The following is a 24,952-nucleotide window of genomic DNA, read 5'->3' on the forward strand; positions in this document are numbered from 1 at the left end:
AGAGGACTGAATGCAAAATACGCGCATAGAAATTGTCGAGTCATTGACAGATAGCCAGCTTCAGATGATCAAGGCAATGGAGCAGGAGGCCTTTGGCCCACATGGAGCGATTGATGAATGGGTGCTCGTACCACTGGCGAGACATGGCTGCGTTGCACTTTTCATGGAAGCAGAGGAGGCGCGTCCTGTTGGGGTGTGCCAGCTTTTGAGGGATTTTCGTCGGCCGGACAAGTGCTACATGTATGGGTATTACATCCGAGCAGATCGGAAAGGGATGGGTTATGGGTTCTCTTTCTTGAACCGATTGCTGGAGAAATTGCGTGAGGATGGGTTTCGTCAGATTTGCCTGACGGTAAGCCCAGATAATACTGGAGCAGTCGGACTCTATCAAAAAGCAGGCTTTGCGGTTATCGAGACACGGATAGCGGAATATGGAAGTGGAAACGATCGCTATTATATGGTGAAAACGCTATAGAAGGGGAGTCGCTACAAACATAAGCGTAGACATTTTTCTCTTTTGTTTGTTGGAGATTTATTGGCCCTGTACTCGTTGTAACCCAACAGAAATTAGGCACCGGACAAGTTCCGGTGTTTTTTTTGTGTGCTTGACAATTACAAAACGATGATTCATTATGTTTATTAAATAATAAACAAAAACGTATTTTATCTATTTATTATCAGTTATTGAAAAGTGAGGGGAACACAATGAATCGCGAAGAACTGAAACAACAGTATAAAGAGTCGGAAACGCAGGCAGGGGTGTATCAGATCAAAAACACCCAAAACCAAAAAGTCTGGATCAGCGCCACCCGCAACCTCAAGACGATGAACGGAAAGCTGTTCACTCTCAAAATGGGTTCGCACATAAACAAACAGCTTCAACAGGAATGGAATGAATACGGAGAAGAGGCATTCGTCTTTGAAGTGTTGGAGGTTTTGAAAAAGAAGAAAGACGGATTCTTTGATGAAAAGGATGCCCTGAAGAAACTGGAACAAAAATGGCTCGACCAGCTCCAGCCATACGGAGAGCGCGGATACCACCAGGAAAAAAAGAAAGAACAATAATCAGACGAAAAGAGGGAAAGAAAATGAAAATACCTACTACCTTGAACCATAAGCCTGTTGTGGTGTCGGATAACTATGAGCGCGTGGATGGCAGATTAGCCAGGAACACAGATGCGAAAGCACTTTCTCTGGGAGTGGCAGAGGGCAACTCCAGAAGGAAGGTCGATCTATTGGCCAAAGTATGGAGACACACGGGAGAAGAATGGTCAAAACAATCGGAGGAACTGCCTCTCCATCGCGTTCTTGACATGTCCATATTGATTTGTCGGTCTTTGGCCCATTTTCGCGACGCATACAGATATGAGCATTATTATGATCCGCAGGAGCCCGTCATCGACCGGGTTGCCCTGCAAGGGGATGCAATGAACGTGGCGATATGTACGGACAATGAGAATCTTCATGAAGACATTAAGCTATTCAGCCAAGCGCTGAGCAACGACGATGAGATGATCGGCGAACGTCTGCGCACATTATCAAGACTATTAAAGGATATGGGGTATTGAAATGTTTTCCAATGTTTATGTTCGAACGATTGTCCTCTCCCGCGTGCTGCTGCATTTGGGGATTTGGATCCGGAATTATGCCGTTCTTCTTTTCGTTAGCGAAATGACGAATAATAATCCGGTTTATGTATCATTGATTTCGGTCGCGGAATTCGCACCCATTTTTTTATTCGGCCTGATTGGCGGAACTTTTGCTGACCGATGGCGACCGAAGCGGACAATGGTTTGGAGCGATCTGCTGTCTGCCGTGTCCGTCGGGGCTGTGCTGCTTGCACTTATGAATGGGGGATGGATGGCACTGCTCATCGGAACCTTTATTTCCGCCAGCTTGTCTCAGTTTTCTCAGCCCTCGGCCATGAAACTGTACAAGCGTCATGTGCCAGCTGATCAACTGCAGGGCGCGATGGCCATGTCCCAAACGCTTGTTGCTGTCTTTACGGTTTTAGGTCCGGTCATCGGCACGTTTATTTTCATCCAGTTTGGAATTACAGTCTCTCTGATTTTGACAGCCGTTTTGTTCCTGGGTTCTTCACTGATATTAGCGACGCTTCCACGTGACGCGGAGGAACCGAAGTCTGAGGATGCTGGCGGCTTCATCAAGGAATTGAAGGCCGGACTGCGCTACATCGGGTCCAATCAATCCTTGCGAATTCTCTGTTTGACTTTCTTCGTTGTCGGATTGGCGTCAGGTTTGACACAGCCGCTTCAAATCTTCCTTGTCATCGAGAATTTGGGACAGGACAAACAATTTTTGCAGTGGTTGGTTATGACCAACGGGTTAGCCATGTTGGCAGGAGGAGCAATTATTATCGGGATAGCCAAAAAGGTAAGGCCACAGATGCTGCTCATGGTAGGCTTGCTTGTCTCTGCGGTTTGCACGATGGTAGTAGGGGCTACCACAACGATTTGGTTGATGATTGTTCTATTAGTGATCAGTGGTTTCTTTTTCCCTTGTATTCAAAGCGGAATCCAGACGCTGATTGTACGGAACACAGAAGGGGCATTTATGGGCCGGGTATCTGGTGCGATCACCCCTGTTTTTATGGGGATGATGGTGATTGGCATGTTTATCTCCGGCTATTTAAAGGAGACGTTCTCGCTGGTTGCGGTATATGTGGTGAGCGGGGTTTTGATTATGATCGGTGCTGCTTTGCTGTTGCCTCTTCTTGTTGAGAAAAGGAGCAAAGATGTGAAGGACTCCGCACTATGAGGGGAGGAGAAATATGATGACCGAAAATGAAAACGATCATTTGTCACCCGAAAGACAGCTGACAGATGCAGAAAAAAAGCTCGTTTGGAAAAAGCCAATCACGCATAGGGTCAGTGAAGAAGAACGGCGCATTAGTAAAGAAATCAAACGCAACTGGAATCGCGGGGAAATGAAGATCGCCAATATATTGTTAGAAGGTGACGCCGGTTCTGGGAAAACACAACTAGCCAAAGCCTTATCGGCTAATTTCGGGCTGCCGTATACGAAAGTGACTTGTTTTGCTGATATGGATAAATCGGATATTATTGGCGCTATATTGCCTGTCATTTCTTCTGAACGTCTCGAGAAAATGGAGCCTGCCGAGCAAGCGGTATGGAAAGCTTTATATGAAAGCGATGGGCTCCAAAGCATATCTGAAATTTTAATGGATGCACTGGGGATTACACAGGAACAGGCTGCCTTAAAGATGAAGCAATTACTGAAGCGTGCAGCAGCGGAAAACACCGATGATGAAGCGATTGAGTACCGATTTTACCCTTCGGAGATCGTCAGAGCCTATCAAAAGGGTTACCTGCTGGAAATCCAGGAACCAAACGTTATTCGCGATGCTGCGGTGTTAATGGCATTAAACTCTGCCTTGGAGCTGGATGGCAGCATCAATCTTCCTACTGAGATCATACGCAGGCACCCAGACTTCATCGCGGTTATCACAACAAACCGCAGCTATGCGGGAACCAGACCGTTAAACGAAGCGCTGCGCGACAGGGTTCAGCATACGGAAAAGATGGACCTGCCGACCAAAGAAATCATGATCGAACGTGTAATGGCCAAAACCGGTTTTCAAGATGGCAAGATGTTGGGTATTTTAGCGGATGTGATTATGGTTTTAGACAGAACAGCGCGGGCCAATGCGATCAAGGGCGTGGCTGGAATGCGTTCCTTTTTCTACTGGGCAGATGCAATTGCCGCAGGAGCCTCCGCCAAAGAATCTCTTTATCATAAGGTCATCTACAAGATCACAACCGATTCGGAAGAAATAAAACTTCTGGAAGAAGCACTAAAAAATCATGGTTTGCTTGCCAGCCTGGAAGAAGCCGAGACTGAACTAAAAAAAAACGAAAATTTGACGACGCCGTAGAGATCAGGACATGGGGAGATATAGACGATACGGATTTTGACAAGGACAACCATCGAGAGGAAAAAGGAATCGCGTTGAAAAAATCTGCTGATAGCAGCTCTTCCCGTGTTTCTGATGACTCTACCCATATGGAACGTTCAGGTTTGGGTGAAAATGGCGATCCCAACTATCATCAGGCAAATCCTGAATCCATGTCAGAGGAAGCGAAGCAAAAGGAACGAGATTTCCGTAAAAAGCTGAATCGAGATGCAAGAGAGGTCATTTCCGATTCGATTCATAAAAAAGTAAAGCTCATTGTTCACCGTCCAGACTACGATGAAGAAAACCAACAGGAATATGTTCGTCTTTGTCAGGGACTCATGCCGATTGTACAAGAGATTGCGAGAAAGACACTTCCGTATCTGGAACATGAGATATCATCCGACTTTGCGAGAAATCGTTACTATGGCAGCAAATTTCAGGCAGACAGCGTTGCTTACAGGGATTACAAGTATTTTGCCAAGAAACGTCCTCCAACGGAATCCCCTTCTCTTGTGGTTGGTCTTAGGGTTGATGAATCCGCATCTATGTCAGCTTACGGGAGATTAGAAGCAGCAAAACGAGCAGTGATCGCGGTATATGAATATTGTCAGCTTTGTCATATCCCCATTTTGATCTACGGCGATACAGCGGATGTTTCCCGATTGGAGCAAATGTCGATCTTTGCCTATGCCGACTTTGATAAAGCGGATGCCAATGATCGCTTCAGATTAATGAGAATTCATGCCAGAAGCAATAATCGCGATGGCATGGCTCTTCGAATAATGGCGGAACGGTTAGCCGCTTCACCCCAAAAGACAAAACTGTTGATTAGCATAAGTGACGGCCAACCGAAAGCAATGGATGACTACACGGGAAGTTACGCTGTTACAGATATGAAACAGACCATCCAGGAATATGAACGAAAAGGAGTCACATTTCTTGCAGCCGCAATCGGTCAAGACAAGGATGTGATTAGTGAAATCTATGGGAATGAAAGATTTTTGGATATTACCAATTTACATGAGTTCCCTGCAAAATTAGTTCGGATAATCGCTCGGTATTTATGATGGAAGCGGGCATCTCTCTATCTGTTTCGCATAGAGAGGATGCCCGCACTCTGTTATTTTTCAATATACGCGTATTTAAAGTAGGAACCGCCGAGAGGGAAGATCACAAAGTCCTTCACCTTGTCGTTTTTTACATAAGCATTGCCGCGGAAGTGCAGCGGTGCTAGTGGCATTTCTTCCATGAGAATTTTTTCGGCGTCAAACATCAACTGCTTGCGCTTTTTCTCGTTGGTCTCATAGTAGCTCTTATTGAGTAGATCGCGGTATTCCTTGTTGTCGAAGCGAACGACGTTGTTGCCACCCAAGTCCTTGTACATTTCGAGGAAATTGATCGGGTCGTTGAAATCGGCCCCCCATAGCCAGATACCGAAGTCGTATTTGCCATTTTGGACATCCTCGTTGAACACTTTCCATTCCGAGGTACGAATGTCAATGTCGACTCCCAATGTTTTCTTCCACTCGTCCTGAAGTGCTTGAGCCAATTTCTTGTCCGTTTCTCCAGTGTCGTAGTAGTACGTGACCTTAGGGAATTGAGTCAGCCCGAGCTCTTTCATGCCTTCTGCCAAAAGCTGCTTCGCCTTCGTTACATTCTCTTTAAAGTAGCCGTCCGGGTTCAACCCCATGGAAACGGGAACCCAGCCATACGCGGGTGGGACGCCGGTCTGCAGGATGTTATCCACCAATTGCTGTCGGTCGATCGAATACGAAAACGCCTGACGAATTTTTTTGTTGGTAAAAGGGGGCTTTTCTGTATTGAAAATGACAGCTTTGGTGCCGGGATTATCTGCGACGAGCAGCTTGCCCTCTTCCTTGATCTGACCGACTGCATCTGGAGACAAGCCAAAGGAAGGGTAGCCTCCCCAATCCAGGTCACCATTTTCAAACATGGACAGGGCGGTGTTGTTATCCTCGATGATGACAATATGGATCTGGTCCAGCTTGACGTTGGCGCTGTCCCAATAAGTAGGGCTTTTGCTGAAAGAGAGCTTGGATTTGTGCTCCCACGTATCCATGATAAACGGTCCATTGCCGACAATTGTTTTCGCTTCTGTTGCCCACTGGGGATTGCTCTCGATGGTCTTTTTATGAAGCGGATAGTAGGTAGTGAATGAGGTCAATTCGCGGAAAAACGGTGTTGGTGAGCGCAAGGTGAAATCGAGTGTGTAGTCGTCCTTTGCCTTTACCCCGACGTCTTCTGGTTTGCCTTTACCAGAGTAAAAATCCTCGCCTCCTTTGATATAAAAGAGCTGATACGCGTAGCCGGAGGCAGTTTTGGGGTCGAGATTGCGCTTGATGGCGTACTCAAAATCGTGAGCGGTAACAGGATCGCCATTGCTCCATTTGGCGTCCTTTCGAATGGTAAAAGTAAAATGAGTGAAGTCAGGAGTATGCGTGTAGCTCTCCGCGATGGCGTTGATCATCTGGCCTTGACGGTCGACGGTGGTCAGTCCTTCGAAGGTGAGATTGATCATGTCCATTGAGGTCGAATCTGTTGCAATGCCGGCATCCATCGTAGACGGCTCCCCGGTGATGCTCCATTGCAAGACCATTGGCTCTGATGTAGTAGGCTTTGCTGTCGCTTCCGTTGGAGGGGATGGGAGGTTGTCGGCGGGCTTCGAGCTACAGCCGACCGAGAGACTAAACAACAAAACAGCAGTAGAAATGCCTAGTAGCCACTTGTTCATACTGTCCTCCTGTTAAATTATTAGAAAAATGAGAAAATTTATAGTTCCTCAAAAGAATAATGCACAGCAATCAGACAGTCATTCAACATCATGTATAAATATTCATTGGAAATCACGGGTACATGTTGGAATAAATTCATACAATTTGTCCGTTACTTTATTAATTATCTAGCTGAAGGGACAACAAAAGCCACCCGAAATAGGTGGCTTTGTCATTCGAGAGGAAAAACATATTACTTGTTCATCGGCAAAACACCATCGCGCGATTTTCTCGTCCAAGGTGTTCCGAGATAAGAAAGCGCCCAGCGGTCAAGACCATACCAGCCCGCAACCTTCCAAGCCAGAACGAGCCAAGTAGCAAAAACAAAAAGAAGTGGGTTGGTGCTGACCGTTCCTGCGAACAGAAAGCTGACGTTCATCAAGCCGCCGAAAAACGCTGCGATCCCTGTCAGGCAGCCGAGAATCAAGCCGAGTCCGACGAGTACCTCACCATAAGCAACGAGGAAGCCGAACACCTTGGCATTTGGCAATACCATATTTTCCAGGAACCAGGCGTACCACCCGGTTACGTCCTTTCCTTCGGCTGCTTTTGCCAAGGAGCCTTTTACGAACCCTTGAATCGCTCCGCCAGCCGCATCTCCCGTCCAGCTATCGGACTGGACTTTTTTCCATCCGGCAGTAATCCATGAATAGCCAACATACAATCTGATAATCAACCAGATCGCAGCGGATTTCGTACTGGTGAACAGAAAGTGTGAAACAGGATTTTCAGGAATAATAATTTCGTTTTGACGGTTTTGCATGTGGGTGTCCTCCTACATACGTTTTGCACATCTTTGTTCGAGCCGATTTTAACATAACAAATGGCGGTACAGTGCGGTTTTGGGCATAAGTTCATACGGTGTTCATTGACACTATAAGCACGGTGTTAATGGTAAATCCTAGTGTATATATTTCCAAAATACAGCAAAATCATGAAAGGATTGACAAGTTAAGATGTGGTAAATTATGAACGAGTGGTGATGTTACTGTTGGTTATTGTTATTTCTCTGTTTTTACTCTTTATTAATCATCATGTTTATTAGCTCCGGTATCGTACATTTGGATCGTCTGCTGGAGGCTAGAATGCAGGAGAGAGGTCACGCTGAACCGTTAAGAATTAAGGAAGAGATGTAGATCAAGAGTAATAGCAAAAGAAAAAATATCCGATCCAAGCGGAGGATTAACTAAGGTTCCAATTAGAAAGGTGCTATTTACAGTCCGGGAATATTCTCCTTTGTTTCGATCTGTAGGAAAGGGTATTTTTGACTATTGAAATCGTAATTCACAGACAATAGAATGAGGATGCGAACAAAATACCGCAGGATTGTTACTGCTAAGCAGGCAAGACCTGAGACGTGAGATGGGTGAAGTATGGCTATCGCTATACAGTCCCTTACGCGTTTTAGGTCTTTTTTGTGTCCTGTCAATGGAGAAGAGCAGAGTTTTCAATCTCTCAATATTCTCATAATAGGTAACTTTGCTGCAATTCATGATGTAAAGGGAGGATTTAAGAAAATGAGAAAATCCAGCAAACCTAAGTTTAGGAATCTAGCTTTATCCACAGCGATCGCTGCCAATTTGCTTGCAGCCATCCCAGCATTAGCCGCCGAAGTCAGTGATGATCACACTTCGATTTGGTCGCGCCAGCAAGCGGAAAAAGTTGCTCTCACGAAAGAGACAACCGCTCCACCGGTCGATTTGGATTTCAAGCTCGTCGCACCGGACCAATGGGTTTGGGACACATGGCCCCTGCAGAACAGAGACGGTTCCCTTGCAACTGTCAAAGGTTACAGAGTCGCTTTCGCCTTGGTCGCTCCGCGCTCTCTGGGTTGGGGTGAACGTCATACGCAAGCAAGCATCGGAATGTTCTACTCGAAAAACGGCAAAGACTGGACATACGCCGGCATTCCCTATAACAAAGACAAAGCGTTAGGTCATATGCAATGGGCCGGAACAGCCATGCTGGATGAGAAAGGCAAAGTCCACCTCTTCTATACGGCAACCGGGGATAAAAACAATTGGGACGAATCCAGATGGGCTCAAACGGCTGAGCAGCGCATCGCCAAAACTACGTTCGATATCGGCGCCGACAAAGATGGCGTGCATCTCACGAACGAAGGTGAACACAAGATCATTCTTGAAGCAGACGGAAAGTACTACGAAACGATTGATCAGTTCAAAGGCAATATCATCACGGCGTTCCGTGATCCGTTCTTCTTCCAAGACCCGAACACCGGCAAAGAGTACATCATTTTCGAAGGCCAGGCCGGCGGTGGCTATTCTTTGAAGCCGGAAAACATCGGTGACGAAGAATACCGTAAAACCCATTCGGTTCCGGCAGGCGCGGAATTGTACAACGGAAATATCGGCATCGCGGAAGTGCTTGACCACGACATCACCAAATTGAAACTGCTGCCTCCGCTGCTCGAATCAGTTGGGGCCAACCATCAGATGGAACGTCCGCACGTCGTGGTGAATGGCGATGATTATTACCTGTTCACGATCAGCCATACCTTCACCTACGCACCTGGTTTGACCGGCCCGGACGGCGTATACGGTTTTGTCGGGAAGGGTCTGCGAAGTGATTACAAACCGATGAACGGCAGCGGCTTGGTTATCGGGAATCCAGCGGAAAACGGTTACCAAGCGTATTCCTGGATGGTGCTTCCGAACCAACAGGTGATCAGCTTCATTAACGAACCAAAAGATGAGAACGGGGAAGTGAAATTCGGGGGTACCTTCTCTTCAACGTTGAAGGTAAACCTGGAAGGCGACAAATCGGTCATTACCAAAGAGGGAAAACAAGGTGAAATCAAACCGTTCGGCCCGAATCGCTAAGCACGCATAGCCATAAACGAAAGGGGCGGTAACATGATCCGCAAAAACAAGAAAGCATTGACCGCGCTGGCTTTGGCAACAAGCGTTGTCGCTTCCGGCCTCACTGCGCTCTCGGCGTATGCCGAGGGCGGTGAGCAAACGGTCAACTGGACCCGCGAGCAGGCATCGAAAATCGAGCTGAATCAAGACAATACCTTGCCGTACACTGACATCAGCAAACTGGAGAAATTGGCGCCGGGCTATCACATGTGGGATACGTGGGCACTGACAGACCGTGACGGGAATGTAGCCTCGATCAAAGGCTGGAAAGTGATATTCGCGCTTACCGCACCGAGTGATGTGCTGCCGGGCAAAGTGCACGACATTGCCACGATCCGTTACTTTTATTCGAAAAACGGAAAAGATTGGACGCTGGGTGGCGAGCTGTTCCCGAGCGGATCCGCGCTCGGTTCCCGCCAATGGGCTGGATCGGCTATGATGGATAACGGCAAAATCCATGCGTTCTACACCGCAACCGGACACAAAGGCGAAGAGCGTTTGACCTATGAACAACGTTTGGCCATGGCTACCGGCGATATCGTCGCGGACAACAGCGGAGTCCGATTCGAAAATTGGGGCGATCACCGCATCATTTTGGAGCCGGACGGAAAATACTATCAGACCAAAGAACAAGCGCAGCAGGGTGAAGGCGGGGGGTACGCTTTCCGCGATCCGATGTGGTTCAAAGACCCGCAGACGAAAAAAGAATACCTGCTGTTTGAAGGGAATTCTGGAGGCTCTGCTGCCGACCGCAAGTTGAAACCGGAATATGTCGGCAGTCCTGAATTTGCCGGGCAGCAAAACGTGCCTTCAGGTGCCGTACACGCTAACGGCAACATCGGCATCGCTGAGGTGGAGGGCGGCGATTTTTCCAAAATCAAAATGCTTCCTCCGCTCGTAGAAGCCAACTACGTAAATGAAGAACTGGAGCGCCCGCATATTGTGGTGAAGGATAAAAAGTATTATCTGTTTACCGACAGCCACATCAATAAATATGCGGATGGACTCACCGGACCGGACGGACTGTACGGATTCGTTTCAGACAAGCTGATCGGCGGATATAAGCCGCTGAACGGAAGCGGTTTGGTCTTGGCCAATCCGGCTGATAATCCATACCAAGCATATTCCTGGTTGGTGCTTCCGAACTTGAACGTGGTCGGTTTCGCCCATTTTGGCGATCTGGGCAACATGTCCATCGGCGATGTCGGCAATCAGACTCCGGAATTCCAATTCAGCCACTTTGGCGGAACATTGGCTCCGACGGTGAAGCTGTCGATCAAAGACGATCGCACAAAATTGGAACAAGAGTACGAGCCAGGTTGGATCAAGCAATAAATAAGAATGGTCAACCGAAAGTTGTCGGTTGACCTTCTATTCTTTTCTAAAAACAAGTGACGGTAGGAGGCTGCATACCCATGTTTTGGAACACAAAAAATGCCGGGAAAATGCTTTCAGCAGCAGTTATCGGTTTTTCGGCTATTCTAGCCCCGGTTATCAGTTCAAGCGTCTTCGCCCAGGAAACCGCAGCTACATTCGATTGGACGCGCGAAGATGTCAGCAAAATAAAGATGAATGAAGAGAATACAGCACCTGTCATCAACAAGGAGGAGCTTGAGGAACTTTCAGAGGACTTTCTGGTATGGGATACATGGCCGCTGCAAGACCGAAATGGCCATCCAGCAGTTGTCAATGGCTATAAGGTTATTTTTGCTCTGACGGTGCCAAGTGACGTGATTCCTGGCAAACGCCACGATACGGCGGAAATCCGCTATTTCTACGCAAAGGACGGAAAGAGCTGGCAGTTGGGCGGACGTTTGTTTGATGACGGAAAAGCATTGGGTTCAAGGCAATGGGCAGGCTCTGCCATGATTGACAAAGATGGAAAAGTCCATATCTTTTATACAGCGACCGGACGTAAAAATGAAAAAAAACTCACATACGAACAGCGTTTGGCTACGGCTACCGCTGATATCATAACAACCAATGCCTCTGTGGCGTTTAAAAATTGGTCTGAACACAAAATCATCCTGGAACCGGATGGTGAATACTATCAAACAGAAAGTCAGTCCAACCAAGGTGAATCTTCTTACGCCTTCCGTGATCCTTACTTCTTCCAAGACCCAAAGAGCGGACAAGAATATATTTTATTTGAGGCCAACTCCGCAGGAACCTTGTCAGAGCGGGCTTGTCAGCCTGACAGTTCAAAACCTTATAATGCGAGTATCGGCATTGCCAAAGCGTCTTCTGACAGTCTGACGGAATTTGAGGCTCTTCCCCCTTTACTGGAAGCCAACTGTGTAAATGACGAGCTGGAGCGTCCAAGCATTATTGTAAAAGGCAATCAATACTATCTTTTTGCAAAAACCCACCATGAAAAGTTCGCGCCAGGTCTCGATGCGCCGGAAGGATTATACGGTTTTGTGTCCGGGTCCTTATTTGGCGGGTATAAACCCCTGAATGGAAGCGGACTAGTGATTTCCAATCCAAAAGACAATCCGTATCAAACATACTCTTGGATGGTCATGCCAAACGGTACGGTTATTAGCTTTGTCAACTATGTCCATGTAGAGGGAAAAGACATCCAGCAAATTGGCGAACAAACACCAGACTATCAAAAGGAGCATTTCGGTGGAATGCTGGCACCATCTCTAAAAATCTCCATGGCGGATGACAAGACTAGGATTCTTCATGAGAAAAAGCAAGGCGTGTTCCGTTAAAAAACAAGAGAGGTTGGCAATAGAAAGTTTTTGGCGTTCAGTAGTTGCTGAGCGTCTTTATTCTAGTGGACATCCATTCATGATTCTTTCGTTTTCATGGAATGATAAGCGGGACGTAGTCGATTCCCTTATTTATACAAAAGAGGAGGAACAGACGATGGCAAAGCTGATGCAATCAAAAGAGTTTGTTCAAGAGTTGTTGCCTCTGGTAGGGGGTGAGGAAAATATTGCTGACGCTACCCACTGTGCTTCTCGATTACGCTTGCTTCTTCGAAATGAAGAAAAGGCGGATATATCAGCCATCGAAAAAATGGATGGCGTAGAAGGGGTATTTTCCAGGCGCGGACAATTCCAAATTATCTTTGGGACCGGCAGAGTAAACAGAGTGTACAAGGCACTTGTCGAGGCGATCGAGATCGCACAGACAAATCCATCCAAAGAGCGGATGGAGAAGGCGCCAAAGATGAATCCATTCACTCATTTTGTAAAGACACTAACCAACATCTTTTTACCGATTATTCCCGCTATCGTAGTGAGCGGTTTGCTCATGGGGCTGCTTGGTATGGTGAAGGCTTTTGGTTGGATCACGATGGATAGCGCATGGATGAAGATGCTCACCATGTTTTCCAGCTCATCGTTCATTATTCTTCCGATATTAATTGGCTTTAGCGCAGCCAAGGAATTTGGCAGCAATCCCATTTTAGGTGCAGTGATTGGGGGGATATTAACCCACCCGTCATTATTAAACCCTGCAGAGCTGGGGAACAGCACCCCGGAATATATGGATTTGTTTGGGCTTGAAATCGCGTTGATCGGGTATCAGGGTACGGTGATTCCTATCTTGTTGTCGGTATACGTAATGAGCTGGTTTGAAAAACTCCTGCGAAAATTCATACCCCAGTCATTAGATTTATTGCTCATCCCCTTTATCACCATTACGTTTACCGGGATTGTCTCCCTCGTAGCGATTGGCCCTTTGGGCATGATGATCGGGGAGATGATTTCTGGTAGCTTGGAATATGTCTACCAGTATGCTGGACTGGTGGCAGGGTTCCTGTTTGGCGGATTTTATGCGCTATTCGTCGTTACTGGTTTGCATCATAGTTTGCACGCCATTGAGGTAGGGTTGCTAGCCGATCCGAAGGTTGGTGTCAATTTTTTGCTGCCGATCTGGTCCATGGCTAACGTGGCCCAAGGTGGAGCTGCTTTAGCCGTTTTTTTCAAATCGAAAAATGACAAACTGAAGAAGATTGCGATACCTGCTGCTCTTTCGTCCTTTTTTGGCATTATTGAACCCGTGATGTTTGGCATCAATTTGAGGTTAGTCACCCCTTTTATAGGAGCGGCCATTGGAGGGGGGGTGGGCGGGGCATATGTCGTAGGTGCTCACGTGGTTGCCAACGCATATGGCTTAACCGGAATCCCCATGCTTGCGCTCGTGACTCCATTAGGAATATCAAACGCAGTCCATTATCTTATTGGTCTAGCTATTGCGGTTACTACCGCTTTCACCTCGACATGGATACTTAGATTTACCGAAGAGGAATAAATCATTCTGATGACCCGGGAGAAGGTTTTCCTGGTCCAAATTGGATGCGTTATATGGGTGATGGTTACGGTAAAATGAAAGGTAATGGAGCTCCTCGCAGATGTAATTTTTCTCATCATGGTTCACCTAGTAAATGGGGAAGGTGACGGGAGGATAGACAGGAGGGATACCATGAAAATTAAAAAAATCTTAAATAACAACGCGGTCGTTGTCCAGGATCAGGGAGAAGAAAAGATCGTTATGGGCTTAGGGATCGCTTTCCAGAAAAAAAAGAATGATCTGGTAGACATTTCAAAGATAGAAAAAGTATTTGTCATGAATGAATGGCAAGAGTACGGAAAGTTCGAAGAGATATTAATAACACTTCCTGAAGAACATATCCAAGTGGCTGAGGAAATTATCTCCCATACGGAAAAAGAACTAGGGATAACCTTGCATGACCATATTCATATCGCTTTGACCGACCACTTGTCCTTCGCCCTAGAAAGATTAATGAAGGGAATGGTCATTAAAAATACCTTGCTGAACGAAATCAAAATTTTGTATGCAAAAGAATTTCAAATCGGTTGCTGGGCGAAAGCATTGATAAAAGAGAAGCTAGGGATAGAAATTCCCGAAGATGAGGTCGGTTATATTGCATTGCATATCCACACTGCCAGGATAAACGCGGGAGATATGGCAAAAACAATGGATATGACCACTATGATACGGGATATGATCGATCTGATCGAAAGCAGTTTGAAAATCAAGATTGAGGAGAAAACGGTTTCCTATGAGCGATTAGTCACACATTTGCGCTTTGCAGTACAACGGGCGGAGTTTGGCGAATCGTTTCATGATATAGAACCGGAAATGTCCCAGATCATAAAAGAACAGTACGAGGAATCTTATTTATGCGCACAAAAAGTAGGTGAATTTGCGCAAGAGGAATATGATTTTGAGTTCCCCGAGATGGAATTGGTCTACATCACGATGCAGATTCAAAGGATTTATAGTAGAGTGTTGAGTGGTTAACCCATACGAATGCGACTCGCTTGCCCTAAGGAAGCGAGTTTTTTTCAAGTACCCATGAACATTATCCATGCAAGGAGGAGACCAGAAAGAGGTCCCGGGAAATTCTAAATATAGTGGAGCCCGAAGTGTTTGATAAGCTCGACAAACATGATGAGAAGATCACAGTAAGAAACAGCACAGGGAAAAAGACTGCGCACGACCACACATCCGTTAACAATAAAAGAAAGGCTTCATCCCAGAAGGGATTGTCTTTTTCTACACCCACGCGTAATTATTCTCTTCCGGAAGGTAGCATTTGTATTTCATACCCGAGATGGTCACCGATTCATGCTTATCCCCTTTAGTCACATCGATTGTTTCGTCATGATTGTCAATCCACAAGTTCTCCAATTTTTCGAACAAACCCGCTGTGTTTTTCTCAACAACAAGGAAAAATGTTCACCGCCAAGCCCGTTGTTGTCCCTGGAAATTTTTTCGTACCAGAATACCCAAACTACATCCTGATTCTGCTTATGCTCCTGAGCGCTCTTTAATTGATATCCTTCGGGAACCTGCAGCAGTTGCAACGCTGCTTGTAACGCTTTGCTGTAATCCTGCTATTTCACTTTTGGAACCAATAAACGGAAATTGCGATCACTGACTCGAAGGAATCGATGGAAAAAATTAACCTGTTGGCAGAGGCGATACTCACGATCTCTGAGCAGACGAATCTGTTGGCGTTAAATGCGGCGATTGAGGCTGCACGTGCGGGAGACAGTGGTAGAGGGTTTTCTGTCGTAGCGGATGAGATACGCAGACTGGCGACACAATCGTCCGAGGTTGTGATTGATATTCAACGCATTATCCAGGTTACGGGCGAATCCGTAGGAGCAAGTGACGAACTCGATGGAGAAAAGTGCGCACAGTGTAGAGGCGATCACAGAGCAATCTCGAATTATTGCGGATAACAACCAACAGGTCGCGGCTATTTCCGAGCGAAATGTCGGCTTGACGGAGACGATGGAAGAGATCGTGCATCGGTTCAAAATCTAAAAGTGCCCCCTTTCTGCTCAAAACGGAAAGGGGTTTTTGTTGTAATATATTTGCAGGAAGGATGTTGGGCGGAAAATAAAAAGTTTCCACGGAGGGTATGTATGAAAACCTTTATTTACATGGTCAGGCACGGAGAGTCACCAAAAAACGAAGGGGACGAAAAAACACGAGGACTGACTGAAAAAGGAAAGTCAGATGCCCGTATCATTACGCAATTGTTGAAAGATGAGGAGATAGATACGTTCATTTCAAGTCCGTATAAAAGAGCAATGGCAACCATAGAAGAATTAGCCCAATCCGTAGGGAAAGAGATCGTGGTTTTTGAAGAGCTGAGAGAACTCGTTTTTATCGGAAACAATCAGACCATGGCCGATAACGAGTTGTATCCATTAGTAAAGAAGATGTTTACTGAGCCAGACTTCTCTTTACCTGGAGGAGAGTCCATCACAATTTGCCGGAATCGTGTGGTAAATACGTTCCGAAACATTTTAGAGCAATACAGAGGGCAGAAAGTTGTAATCGGAACACATGGTGCTGTAATGACATTAATGATGGGGTACTTTGACAGTCAGTACGACTTGGATTTTTTATGGACGACGTCCAAGCCTGATATTTACAAGATGGAATTCCAGGATGAAGTACTCGTGGAAACGAAGCGATTATGGAAGAACTGACTTCCTATTAGGAAAAAGGAGGCTTACTATATGGAAATAAGAGAGTATATCAAGAATGGTTTTGAAGCTTACTACGCTCGATATAACCAAGTGACAGAAGAAGGCTTTTGCAGATGGATGCGGCCAGACGTCCCTGATGTCATGAAGGTAGCTGATGCCGATGAAGAATGGTCCAGATGGAAGCTGGTTCCTTCTAGCGTAAGTCAGGAGGATGTGGCTGCACTCGAAGGAGAATTTGGATTGACATTTCCGGAGTGGTATAAAGCCTTCATTTCTACTTATCATCATTTTTTCGACGTCATTCCTGAACAAGGGGTTGATGAACCATTCGAGCGTATTCAGGATATGTACAATCCATTGCTTTGCAAGCTAGGCTACCTTCCTTTTTCATGGGATACAGAGTACGGAAAAATACGATGTATCGATTTGCAAGAAAGTCTGGATGAAGAGAAGTATGGAATCTATGAAATTGACCATGAAATTTTGTTTGAAATGGATGAAGAAAATACGGACCGCAGCAAGCTGAAAGAGTCACTAGTCTTTTTGTACCCGAATTTCAAAACTTATTTTGACCACACTTTTTTGGAACGTTCATGACGCGAAATCAAACCCTCTTTCACGAAAATAGGAAAGAGGGTTTTGTGTTCTACGCTAGGAGCCGACTACGGCTCTATGAATCGTAACTTATCAGGATTTCTCACAAAGTAGAGGTTACGAATAACTCCGTGTTCAATATGCAAAAACACCACGGTGTCGATTCTGCCGTCCAGTCTGATTACAAATCCGGTCTGATCGTTTAAAGGTGCGAACTCTACAGCGAAATCTGGACGCTTCGATAAGCCCCGCATCAAGCCGAGTAAGAAGGATGCCACGCGTTTGCCAGATAAGATCGGATGCAGGGCTGCGGTGACCTTGCCGCCGCCGTCGGAGAGCAATACCGCATCTGTGGCAAGCAGAGTGAGTAATCTCTCGACATTTCCGTGCTCCAGCGCAGACAGAAAACGGCTGATCCATTCTTCGCCGAGCTCTTTGTCTGCGGTGAGATGAGATTCCTTTGGGTCAATCCCCATTTTCTTTTTAGCCCGACTCACGATCTTGCGGCAATTCGCTTCAGTTTTTCCAATCAGCTCAGCAATCTCGTCGTATTGGAAGTCAAAGGCTTCTCGCAAGACGAACACTGCTCGTTCCGGGGGAGACAGTCGCTCTAACAGGACGAGCATGGCGTAAGATAGCAAGTCTTTGGTAATGACAGAATCATAGCTGTCTGCATCAGGGGTAGAGATAGGCTCTGGCAGCCATGGCCCAGTATACAGCTCCCGTTTTTTGCGGGCTGATTTTAACAAATCGAGGCAGCGGTTTGTGGTCATTTTGCACAGGTAAGCCTTCGGTTCAAGCATCTGTTCCAGCGAGACATCATGGGCCTTCACGAATACGTCCTGCACGATATCCTCCGCATCTGTGGCCGAGCCAAGCATCTGATAGGCGAGGCGGAACATGAGCCCCTTATATTGTTTGTACAGAGCCTCCATGGTCTGTGTCACTTCCTCTTGTGTCTTCGTACTTCCCTCTTTTTTTCTATTTTATCATGCTGGCAATATTCCAGGTGAACTGGCGAAGCTTCCACGCCAATTTCCCTGTCAAAATGATATCCAGTCCCCATTTTCTCGTCCAAACCATTCCGCGTTCAGGGCCGAGTCCGACGCAGTACATGTCCATGTAGCTTTTGTGAGTGGGGGCAGGGGTTCCATCCAAGTCGGCCAGCACAATTTTGCCCAAACGTATTGCCTGACCGGAGGCTTCCTTACATGTCATCGTGTCTGCTTGCCCGCTGGTTGGATCTACGATGCGTGCACAATCGCCAATACTGTACACCCCAGGCGTTCCCGCTACACGATAGGATTCATCGACGACCACCTGTCCGTGCGTGGTCAGTGGCAGGCCCATGCTGCGCAAAGCTGGATTAGGCTGGAGTCCGAGCGACCAGACGCACAGCCCGACAGCAAGCGTGTGACCACTGTCTAGCGTCAGCATTCCGTCCCGCTCATGAAGGGCCTTTTGACCATGCAGAATGGTAACGCCGCCATCCGTGAGCGCACTCTCCAGCTTACGCCCCATTTTGGCAGGACCCTCCGTAAACAAACGACTTTGTGCGTTGACGAGATAGACCTTGACTTCAGCAGGATGAATGCCCAGGTTCTTCGCTTCCTCGCGCATGGCAAAAGCCAGCTCCGCAGCGGTCTCCATCCCGCTGATGCCAGCTCCCGCAACGGCGAGCGTCAACAATCGCTCACGTTCGGATGGCTGCTTCTCTTGGACAGCTTGGTGCATATTGGCAAGCCACTTATCCCGAACTGCCTCGGCCGCCTCTACGCCCGTCAAAGCGATGCCGCCTTGTTCTGGCTCCGGTTGGCGAATGACGCTTCCTACTGCCAAGATGAGCATGTCGTAGGGTAACGCCTGTTCTTGGCTGTTTTTGTTCCGGAATAAGAGGGTTTTCTCCTTCCCTTTGATCGACGTGACTGCACCTTGCACAAATTCGACGCCCTCTGGAAACAGGTTTTTTAGCGGAATGGAAATATCCGTTTTGGCAGCAGCTGGTTTGAACAACAGGACTTTTCGAAGGTGATGAGGTTCTTTATCGATTAAGATGAAGCGGATCGGGCGTCCTTTGCATGTATCCCGAACGGCTTTTAGTGCGTGGATACCTGCGTACCCGCCTCCGACAATCACACATGTTTGCTCTTTCATACCAATCAGCTCCTCGTTTGGTTTGACCATATAACGAGAGAGGGGGTGATTGTGTGACACATCCCAAGAGGAAAATGTCGAAGAAAATCGAATAGGGAATAGATGGGAAGCTAGACATCTGCGTTTGTAGGAGGATTCCAAGCATGTCATACAACATCTACACTTTCGCGCAAAGATCAGATCTAAACGATCAAGCTGATGCACTAATTGAAGCAAGCTGGTCTGCCTTCATGCTGAATGACGAAGTGGCTAATGAATATTACAGTCATCTGTATGACTGGTTCTCTCCTTATCAATTTATGCTGACAGACGAGGCTGACAAAGTGATGGCTGTAGGAAATGCGATTCCATTTTATTGGGATGGCACTGCGGAAGGGCTGCCAAAAGGCTGGGATGATGTCTTTCTGCAAGGGATTGAAGACTACCGCCAAGAAATACAGCCTAACGCGTTATCGGCCCTCTCCATCTCCATCGATCCCCGCTATCGCGGACTCGGTCTGAGCAAGCAGATGGTTACGGCGATGAAGGATATCGCCAAGGAAAATAGCTTGGTGCACTTGGTGGCACCTGTACGTCCATCGCTCAAGCACAAGTACCCGCTCACGCCCATGGACAAGTATGTTCAGTGGAAAACAACCGATGACGCTCCGTTTGATCCGTGGGTGCGCACGCATTGGAAACTGGGAGCGACGATCATGCAGGTAGCGCCGGAATCCATGCTGATCAGAGGAAGTCTGGCGGATTGGGAAAGCTGGACTGGGATGAAATTTCCCGAGTCTGGATCGTACATCATTCCTGACGCATTAGTTCCGGTGCAGGTCGACGTGGAAAAGGACGAAGTGGTATATATCGAGCCGAATATTTGGATGCAGCATTTTTTGTAGAGCGATAGCGAAGTAGCCGTTGTGGAAACCACAGCGGTTTCTTTTTGCATTTTTTGTCACCTTTTTGCTGTGAGATGGATCATACCTAATAGCAAGCATTTAACGGATGAGGTGAACGGGTTGAACGAAGCAGAAACAATACCAGCGAGTCTGGAGGTTACACGGGAAGCCAGACTAAAATGGCTGATGCAGCAATACGGGGAGAAGATTTTTCATCTGGTGAGCCTCACAGTAAAGAATCATGCCTTGGCGGACGATATTACCCAAAACGTGTTTATCCAAGCGTATCGACATCTCGATCAGTTCCGCGGGGACGGAGAGATCAAGCATTGGCTCTACAAGATCGCGATGAATGAGAGCAAAAAGCATTTTCGGTCGTGGTCGTTCCGCAATATTTTTCCGACGATGGATGATCATTTGGGCGACCTGATGGATCGGCAGGCAAACAATCAGGTAGAGGAAGAGATTTTGAACCGGGTGAAGCGGGAAGAGATCGTCACATACATTCAATCCCTTGCACCGAGATACAGACAGGTTATCCTCCTGCATTATTACGAAGACCTGTCGATTGCGGAAGTGGCGGATATTCTCTCGGTTTCGCAGGAGGTCGTCCGTACGCGTTTGCATCGAGCCAGGAAGCAATTGAAGGAAACCATGTCGAAGGAGGTAAAAGGATGAGCGATGATCGCATGTGGAGGGAATGGAGCCAGTCAGCAAAGCAATCCGTTCGTGAAAAATATCCGTTTCGTTTGGAAAAATTCGAGCAGGAAGTACTCACAAAAATTCAGCGTGAGAAGCGTCGCCGTCGCTGGCAGGTAACCTCTTGGGCAACCGGAGTGGCAGTTGCTGCTACCCTTTTCTTCCAGATTGCTCAGCCCTTTGATGGAAGCTTGTGGGGACTGACTGGTGCAGAGCGAGGCCAGGAGGTATTTGAATGGGTCACGCCCGATGAAGGTTTCATGCATGCTTTGAAGAACGGGTATCCGATTCTGCCTGAGGTGAAAGTGGAGAAGGACGGACTTGTCTATCAGATCAGGGATGCCATGGTCGATCACAGACGGATTACGTTTACGCTGTTAATCTCCGGTGAAAAAATAGAGGAGTTCGCGCAAATTCCGGACGAATCGACAAGAAACGAGATGCTCTACTTCCGTTTTAATGTAGAGTTGGGGAATCTGTCAGAAAGAGGTCATGGATCAAGGGATTTTCGAATGATCGATGGTGTGCATTATCTCATAATCAAGTCGGATTATCGAATTGACGAAAAAGAAATGCAGGCGCTGATGGGTCAGACCAAGCCTGTCCTGCCAGTGCAAATCGTTGATAGGCGAAAATCAAGAGGTGATGTAGTGGTAGCTGAGCTGTTGCTGCCCCTGCCAAAGTCTGTCACTGCAGCCGAAAAAGTAATCCAACCGGATGCAGATGTAGATGCTGTGCTTAAAACAGATGGTCTGGTGACGAGCTTGCAAATGAACCGATTGATAGCTTTACCTACTGTGACAGAGATAGAGCTTGAGGCTAAGTTCGAGGATGGGTTTGTTCTACATCGATTAGAAAACATGAAATTGGTGGATGGAAGCGGGAACGAGTATCAAGCGATAGAAGACAAGGTGAATGAAAACGTGGAGTATGTACAGGAGACAGATACCTATAAGGGGCAATTTATTCCGTCGTTGTTCTATGGGACTCTCCCGGAAAAACTGGAGCTGCGCTTTAATGAAGTGACGATGAAGCGACTCCTTAAGGATAACTTCGTGCTTGATATAAATGCCAAATATCCGCAAACGATACCGTTTGGAAAAAAGAAACAGCTAAACATTGAAAAGGTAAATTACGACAAAGGCAAGCTGTCCATTGTCATTCCAAACAAGGGACCAGAAGAAATTAACTTACGCGTAGAGGGCCAGAACTACCAGGATCTTATTGTGGCAGAGAATCAGGAGACTGTCTCGATTGTTTTCGGGGTACCGAAACAGGATACGTATACGATAGAGATGAGCGGGCTAGAGTTTGAGAGAGTCAGATTGGATGGCGTGATACCTATTACAAAATAAATAGGACTCCCACTGGAAGATTAACGAAAAAGCCTTTGCACGAACCAGGAGGTCTGGTATTGCGCAAAGGCTTTTTGCTGTATTTACACCCAACCGAGTGCTCTTGCCACCTGGGCAGTCAAGAACGTTACTCCTACCGCAATGGCGAGCGGAATGAGTGCGGAAAGCAGTGTCCATTTTACACTTTTCGTTTCCTTGTAAATATTGAACAAGGTTGTGCCGCAAGGGTAATGAAGCAGAGAGAACAGCATCATGTTGAGTGCTGTCAACCAAGTCCACCCGTGCTGCAAGAAGATATCCTTGATGTTGTCGAGGCCCTCCACATCAACCATGGCACCGGAGGACATGTACCCCATCAGAAGGATCGGCAGCACAATTTCATTCGCAGGCAAACCGAGAATAAAAGCCATGAGAATATAGCCATCGAGCCCAATGATTTGCGCAAACGGATCAAAAAAGGCAGCCATATGGGCGAGGATACTGTCTCCACCGACATAGATATTACCCAATACCCAAGTGATGATACCGGCAGGGGCGGCCACAATGACAGCTCTTTTCAGCACGCTCCACGATTTATCCTTGCTTGCGATCAGGATCGTTTTCCATATCTGCGGACGGCGATAGGGGGGCAGCTCCAATGTATAGTGTGTCGGTACTCCGCGCAGGGCTGTTTTGGATAGTGTCCAGGAAACCGTAAGAGTGATAGCGATTCCAAAAATAACCATACCCATTACAATGAGAGCAGTAGTCAAAGATTGCCATCCACTGGTCGCGCTGGTCGCCATAAATAGCGAAGACAATAAAATCAATGTGGGCCAGCGACCATTGCACGGAACGAAATTGTTGGTCAGAATCGCCAGCATTCGCTCCCGGGGAGATTCGATGATTCGGGTTGATAGGATGGCAGCTGCGTTACAGCCGAACCCCATCGACATGGTCAATGCTTGTTTTCCGTGTCCGCCGGCATTTTTAAACAGACGATCCATGTTGAACGCAACACGCGGCAGATATCCGAAGTTTTCGAGCAAGGCAAAGACTGGGAAAAAGATAGCCATCGGAGGCAGCATGACGCTGACAACCCATGAGGTACCGCGAAAGAATCCGAGAACCAGAATCCCGTGGAGCCATTCAGGCGCGTGAATAGCTTGAAAGCCAGCAGTCAGATAACCCTCGACAACGCCGAACATGTCGGCAAGCATTCCAGATGGAACGTTGGCACCTGCGATTGTGATCCAAAATACCGCGCCTAAAATCGCCAGCATGATCGGGTAGCCCCATATTTTGGACGTCACAATTTTATCGAGCTTGTATGCGCTAGACAGCTTTTGCTTGTTTTCGTAGGTCACAGCTTCCTTGCAAATACTGCGACTGGTGCGGTAAATGTCACTTACAATCGTGTCCCGAATCTCACTTCCTTCTGCTGAGGCGCGGGCCACGGAAAGAAGCGCATCCAGTGGATCGGAAGGATTAGTGGCAAATGGTTTGGCCATGGGTCAAGCGCTCCTCTCCGAAAGACTCAGCTGGCTCTTGCATTCGCTCCCGCAAGGTATTCAACAAACTCTCATCGCCATCCAGCAGCCTCAGAGCGATCCATCTTGTCGGAAAACGGCTACCCAAGGTTTTCTCAATGAGAGGCTCCAACTGTGCCAGCTTGGTTTCAATTTGTTCACTGTAAGTTATCTGTACAGGATTGGACACGATGGTTCCGTTCGCTACCTTCTCCACCTGATCGAGCAAATTCTCGATCCCGATTTGATTTCTGGCGGAAATGGCGATACAGGGAACGCCTAATCTTTGCGAGATTTTTTCCAGATCAATACGAATGCCAAGCCTTTTCGCTTCATCGATCAAATTGACGCATACGACAACGTGCGGAGTCATTTCCAACACCTGCAAGGCCAAATTGAGATTCCGTTCCAATGAAGTGGCATCCAGGACCACGATGGTGACGTCAGGCTGCTCGAAGATAATGTAATCTCTCGCCACTTCTTCATCCGCCGAGTTGGAATACAAGGAGTACGTACCTGGCAAATCGATGATCCGAAAAGTCGTATTTCCCCGAGAGAATTCTCCCTCAGCCATTACGACTGTCTTTCCTGCCCAGTTTCCTGTATGTTGGCGCAGTCCCGTCAATGTGTTGAATAATGTACTCTTACCGGTATTCGGATTTCCTGCCAACGCAATTGTGTATGAACTCATTTTTCGTCACTTCCTACGTACTCGCCGAATATGAGGGAGCTTTCTTCTTTGCGCAGGGCGATGATCGTGTTATTTACCCGAAAGGCAATGGGATCGCCTAGCGGACTTTTTTGCATGACTTCCACGATGTTGCCGGGGACGAATCCGAGATCCAGCAATCGCCTGCGCAGTATACCCTGAACGTCAATACGATCCAGACAGATGTGGCTTCCAATCAAGGCATCAGACAAAGGAATGCTGATAGATGGCATGATGTTCACTCTCCTTTTTCGTTAAGGACAAACTGTTGGCTTAGGGCAAAAATGAAGGTAAAAAAAAGTACGCGTAGTCGATATCTTCATGATTTTAGTTTAAGGTAAGATTCTTTCCTAGGCAACAAAGTTTTTGCTTAAGGAAACTTTTTGGTCATAGAAAACTGCACCGCCAATCGTTAATGGTATCTAACAATGGAGGTACAGTTCAGCTTGTTAACA

At 47.1% G+C, this 24,952-nt stretch carries 24 protein-coding genes; 17 read left to right on the forward strand and 7 right to left on the reverse strand.

What is annotated here, in order from left to right:
• The first annotated feature begins 10 nt into the window (after nt 1–10).
• From M3630_RS20955 to M3630_RS20980, 6 genes are all read left to right on the forward strand, one after another.
• Complete coding sequence (locus tag M3630_RS20955; protein WP_221868301.1) at nt 11–475, forward strand: GNAT family N-acetyltransferase; 465 nt, start codon at nt 11–13, stop codon at nt 473–475.
• 230 nt (nt 476–705) lie between these two features.
• Nucleotides 706–1,065 carry a GIY-YIG nuclease family protein gene (locus M3630_RS20960; protein ID WP_251253374.1) on the forward strand — a complete coding sequence of 120 codons (360 nt, stop codon included), beginning with the start codon at nt 706–708 and terminating at the stop codon, nt 1,063–1,065.
• 23 nt (nt 1,066–1,088) lie between these two features.
• Nucleotides 1,089–1,568 carry a DUF6530 family protein gene (locus tag M3630_RS20965; RefSeq protein ID WP_251253375.1) on the forward strand — a complete coding sequence of 160 codons (480 nt, stop codon included), beginning with the start codon at nt 1,089–1,091 and terminating at the stop codon, nt 1,566–1,568.
• A 1-nt stretch (nt 1,569) separates the two neighbouring features.
• On the forward strand, nt 1,570–2,778 hold the full coding sequence (locus tag M3630_RS20970) for an MFS transporter (protein WP_251253376.1): 1,209 nt from the start codon (nt 1,570–1,572) through the stop codon (nt 2,776–2,778).
• A 16-nt stretch (nt 2,779–2,794) separates the two neighbouring features.
• Complete coding sequence (locus M3630_RS20975) at nt 2,795–3,916, forward strand: AAA family ATPase (protein ID WP_251253447.1); 1,122 nt, start codon at nt 2,795–2,797, stop codon at nt 3,914–3,916.
• Nucleotides 3,917–3,990: 74 nt separating this feature from the next.
• On the forward strand, nt 3,991–5,004 hold the full coding sequence (locus M3630_RS20980; protein ID WP_251253377.1) for a vWA domain-containing protein: 1,014 nt from the start codon (nt 3,991–3,993) through the stop codon (nt 5,002–5,004).
• Between the two features lie 53 nt (nt 5,005–5,057).
• On the opposite strand, the gene M3630_RS20985 is transcribed toward M3630_RS20980, so the two are convergent.
• On the reverse strand, nt 5,058–6,689 hold the full coding sequence (locus M3630_RS20985; RefSeq protein ID WP_251253378.1) for a peptide ABC transporter substrate-binding protein: 1,632 nt from the start codon (nt 6,687–6,689) through the stop codon (nt 5,058–5,060).
• 233 nt (nt 6,690–6,922) lie between these two features.
• Nucleotides 6,923–7,492: a DoxX family protein gene (locus M3630_RS20990; RefSeq protein WP_251253379.1), complete on the reverse strand. Its 570-nt coding sequence runs from the start codon at nt 7,490–7,492 to the stop codon at nt 6,923–6,925.
• Nucleotides 7,493–8,246: 754 nt separating this feature from the next.
• Between M3630_RS20990 and M3630_RS20995 the strand changes: the two genes are divergently transcribed.
• From M3630_RS20995 to M3630_RS21030, 8 genes are all read left to right on the forward strand, one after another.
• Entirely contained in the window at nt 8,247–9,569 is a 1,323-nt protein-coding gene (locus M3630_RS20995) for a glycoside hydrolase family 68 protein (RefSeq protein WP_251253380.1), read from the forward strand.
• Nucleotides 9,570–9,602: 33 nt separating this feature from the next.
• A complete protein-coding gene (locus M3630_RS21000) occupies nt 9,603–10,943 on the forward strand; it encodes a glycoside hydrolase family 68 protein (RefSeq protein ID WP_251253381.1) in 1,341 nt (446 codons plus the stop codon).
• 80 nt (nt 10,944–11,023) lie between these two features.
• On the forward strand, nt 11,024–12,325 hold the full coding sequence (locus M3630_RS21005; protein WP_251253382.1) for a glycoside hydrolase family 68 protein: 1,302 nt from the start codon (nt 11,024–11,026) through the stop codon (nt 12,323–12,325).
• A 169-nt stretch (nt 12,326–12,494) separates the two neighbouring features.
• Nucleotides 12,495–13,874, forward strand: a complete 1,380-nt coding sequence (locus M3630_RS21010) for a sucrose-specific PTS transporter subunit IIBC (protein WP_251253448.1) — start codon at nt 12,495–12,497, stop codon at nt 13,872–13,874.
• A 171-nt stretch (nt 13,875–14,045) separates the two neighbouring features.
• The gene (locus M3630_RS21015; RefSeq protein ID WP_047069611.1) at nt 14,046–14,888 is read left to right on the forward strand and encodes a PRD domain-containing protein; all 843 of its coding nucleotides are present in this window, start codon (nt 14,046–14,048) and stop codon (nt 14,886–14,888) included.
• A 653-nt stretch (nt 14,889–15,541) separates the two neighbouring features.
• Entirely contained in the window at nt 15,542–15,835 is a 294-nt protein-coding gene (locus M3630_RS21020; RefSeq protein WP_285861645.1) for a methyl-accepting chemotaxis protein, read from the forward strand.
• A 186-nt stretch (nt 15,836–16,021) separates the two neighbouring features.
• Nucleotides 16,022–16,594, forward strand: coding sequence for a histidine phosphatase family protein (locus M3630_RS21025; RefSeq protein ID WP_251253383.1), 573 nt, complete (start codon nt 16,022–16,024; stop codon nt 16,592–16,594).
• A gap of 30 nt (nt 16,595–16,624) precedes the next feature.
• Complete coding sequence (locus M3630_RS21030; RefSeq protein WP_251253384.1) at nt 16,625–17,191, forward strand: SMI1/KNR4 family protein; 567 nt, start codon at nt 16,625–16,627, stop codon at nt 17,189–17,191.
• 65 nt (nt 17,192–17,256) lie between these two features.
• Here M3630_RS21030 and M3630_RS21035 read toward each other — a convergent pair whose 3' ends face one another.
• Both M3630_RS21035 and M3630_RS21040 read right to left on the reverse strand, forming a co-directional pair.
• Nucleotides 17,257–18,123 (reverse strand): RNA polymerase sigma-70 factor, encoded by an 867-nt coding sequence (locus tag M3630_RS21035; protein WP_251253449.1) that lies wholly within the window; start codon nt 18,121–18,123, stop codon nt 17,257–17,259.
• 46 nt (nt 18,124–18,169) lie between these two features.
• The gene (locus tag M3630_RS21040; RefSeq protein WP_251253385.1) at nt 18,170–19,342 is read right to left on the reverse strand and encodes an NAD(P)/FAD-dependent oxidoreductase; all 1,173 of its coding nucleotides are present in this window, start codon (nt 19,340–19,342) and stop codon (nt 18,170–18,172) included.
• 143 nt (nt 19,343–19,485) lie between these two features.
• Here M3630_RS21040 and M3630_RS21045 point away from each other — a divergent pair, with 143 nt between their 5' ends.
• From M3630_RS21045 to M3630_RS21055, 3 genes are all read left to right on the forward strand, one after another.
• A complete protein-coding gene (locus M3630_RS21045; RefSeq protein ID WP_251253386.1) occupies nt 19,486–20,226 on the forward strand; it encodes a GNAT family N-acetyltransferase in 741 nt (246 codons plus the stop codon).
• Nucleotides 20,227–20,337: 111 nt separating this feature from the next.
• The gene (locus M3630_RS21050; protein ID WP_483298473.1) at nt 20,338–20,904 is read left to right on the forward strand and encodes a sigma-70 family RNA polymerase sigma factor; all 567 of its coding nucleotides are present in this window, start codon (nt 20,338–20,340) and stop codon (nt 20,902–20,904) included.
• The gene (locus M3630_RS21055; RefSeq protein WP_251253388.1) at nt 20,901–22,280 is read left to right on the forward strand and encodes a hypothetical protein; all 1,380 of its coding nucleotides are present in this window, start codon (nt 20,901–20,903) and stop codon (nt 22,278–22,280) included. Before M3630_RS21050 ends, M3630_RS21055 begins: the two co-directional genes overlap by 4 nt.
• Nucleotides 22,281–22,363: 83 nt before the next feature.
• Here the strand turns inward: M3630_RS21055 and M3630_RS21060 are convergent, their stop codons facing one another.
• From M3630_RS21060 to M3630_RS21070, 3 genes are read right to left on the reverse strand one after another with little or no spacing between them, the layout of a single operon-like run.
• A complete protein-coding gene (locus tag M3630_RS21060; protein WP_251253389.1) occupies nt 22,364–23,770 on the reverse strand; it encodes a nucleoside recognition domain-containing protein in 1,407 nt (468 codons plus the stop codon).
• Complete coding sequence (locus M3630_RS21065) at nt 23,748–24,479, reverse strand: FeoB small GTPase domain-containing protein (protein WP_237899419.1); 732 nt, start codon at nt 24,477–24,479, stop codon at nt 23,748–23,750. The genes M3630_RS21060 and M3630_RS21065 overlap by 23 nt, the downstream gene beginning before the upstream one ends.
• Nucleotides 24,476–24,730: a FeoA family protein gene (locus M3630_RS21070; RefSeq protein WP_251253390.1), complete on the reverse strand. Its 255-nt coding sequence runs from the start codon at nt 24,728–24,730 to the stop codon at nt 24,476–24,478. Before M3630_RS21070 ends, M3630_RS21065 begins: the two co-directional genes overlap by 4 nt.
• Between the last annotated feature and the right edge of the window lie 222 nt (nt 24,731–24,952).

Source organism: Brevibacillus sp. MER 51, assembly GCF_023714195.1.
Classification (GTDB): domain Bacteria; phylum Bacillota; class Bacilli; order Brevibacillales; family Brevibacillaceae; genus Brevibacillus.

What these genes read in the sequence shown, in the direction of transcription:
- M3630_RS21070 (WP_251253390.1), bottom strand. Translation starts at nt 24,730, where the DNA reads ATGCCATCTATCAGCATTCCTTTGTCTGATGCCTTGATTGGAAGCCAC.
- M3630_RS20955 (WP_221868301.1), top strand. Translation starts at nt 11, where the DNA reads ATGCAAAATACGCGCATAGAAATTGTCGAGTCATTGACAGATAGCCAG.
- M3630_RS21015 (WP_047069611.1), top strand. Translation starts at nt 14,046, where the DNA reads ATGAAAATTAAAAAAATCTTAAATAACAACGCGGTCGTTGTCCAGGAT.
- M3630_RS20985 (WP_251253378.1), bottom strand. Translation starts at nt 6,689, where the DNA reads ATGAACAAGTGGCTACTAGGCATTTCTACTGCTGTTTTGTTGTTTAGT.
- M3630_RS21065 (WP_237899419.1), bottom strand. Translation starts at nt 24,479, where the DNA reads ATGAGTTCATACACAATTGCGTTGGCAGGAAATCCGAATACCGGTAAG.
- M3630_RS20970 (WP_251253376.1), top strand. Translation starts at nt 1,570, where the DNA reads ATGTTTTCCAATGTTTATGTTCGAACGATTGTCCTCTCCCGCGTGCTG.
- M3630_RS21000 (WP_251253381.1), top strand. Translation starts at nt 9,603, where the DNA reads ATGATCCGCAAAAACAAGAAAGCATTGACCGCGCTGGCTTTGGCAACA.
- M3630_RS21020 (WP_285861645.1), top strand. Translation starts at nt 15,542, where the DNA reads ATGGAAAAAATTAACCTGTTGGCAGAGGCGATACTCACGATCTCTGAG.
- M3630_RS20960 (WP_251253374.1), top strand. Translation starts at nt 706, where the DNA reads ATGAATCGCGAAGAACTGAAACAACAGTATAAAGAGTCGGAAACGCAG.
- M3630_RS20975 (WP_251253447.1), top strand. Translation starts at nt 2,795, where the DNA reads ATGACCGAAAATGAAAACGATCATTTGTCACCCGAAAGACAGCTGACA.
- M3630_RS21055 (WP_251253388.1), top strand. Translation starts at nt 20,901, where the DNA reads ATGAGCGATGATCGCATGTGGAGGGAATGGAGCCAGTCAGCAAAGCAA.
- M3630_RS20990 (WP_251253379.1), bottom strand. Translation starts at nt 7,492, where the DNA reads ATGCAAAACCGTCAAAACGAAATTATTATTCCTGAAAATCCTGTTTCA.
- M3630_RS20995 (WP_251253380.1), top strand. Translation starts at nt 8,247, where the DNA reads ATGAGAAAATCCAGCAAACCTAAGTTTAGGAATCTAGCTTTATCCACA.
- M3630_RS21060 (WP_251253389.1), bottom strand. Translation starts at nt 23,770, where the DNA reads ATGGCCAAACCATTTGCCACTAATCCTTCCGATCCACTGGATGCGCTT.
- M3630_RS21045 (WP_251253386.1), top strand. Translation starts at nt 19,486, where the DNA reads ATGTCATACAACATCTACACTTTCGCGCAAAGATCAGATCTAAACGAT.
- M3630_RS21005 (WP_251253382.1), top strand. Translation starts at nt 11,024, where the DNA reads ATGTTTTGGAACACAAAAAATGCCGGGAAAATGCTTTCAGCAGCAGTT.
- M3630_RS21025 (WP_251253383.1), top strand. Translation starts at nt 16,022, where the DNA reads ATGAAAACCTTTATTTACATGGTCAGGCACGGAGAGTCACCAAAAAAC.
- M3630_RS20965 (WP_251253375.1), top strand. Translation starts at nt 1,089, where the DNA reads ATGAAAATACCTACTACCTTGAACCATAAGCCTGTTGTGGTGTCGGAT.
- M3630_RS21010 (WP_251253448.1), top strand. Translation starts at nt 12,495, where the DNA reads ATGCAATCAAAAGAGTTTGTTCAAGAGTTGTTGCCTCTGGTAGGGGGT.
- M3630_RS21040 (WP_251253385.1), bottom strand. Translation starts at nt 19,342, where the DNA reads ATGAAAGAGCAAACATGTGTGATTGTCGGAGGCGGGTACGCAGGTATC.
- M3630_RS21030 (WP_251253384.1), top strand. Translation starts at nt 16,625, where the DNA reads ATGGAAATAAGAGAGTATATCAAGAATGGTTTTGAAGCTTACTACGCT.
- M3630_RS21035 (WP_251253449.1), bottom strand. Translation starts at nt 18,123, where the DNA reads ATGGAGGCTCTGTACAAACAATATAAGGGGCTCATGTTCCGCCTCGCC.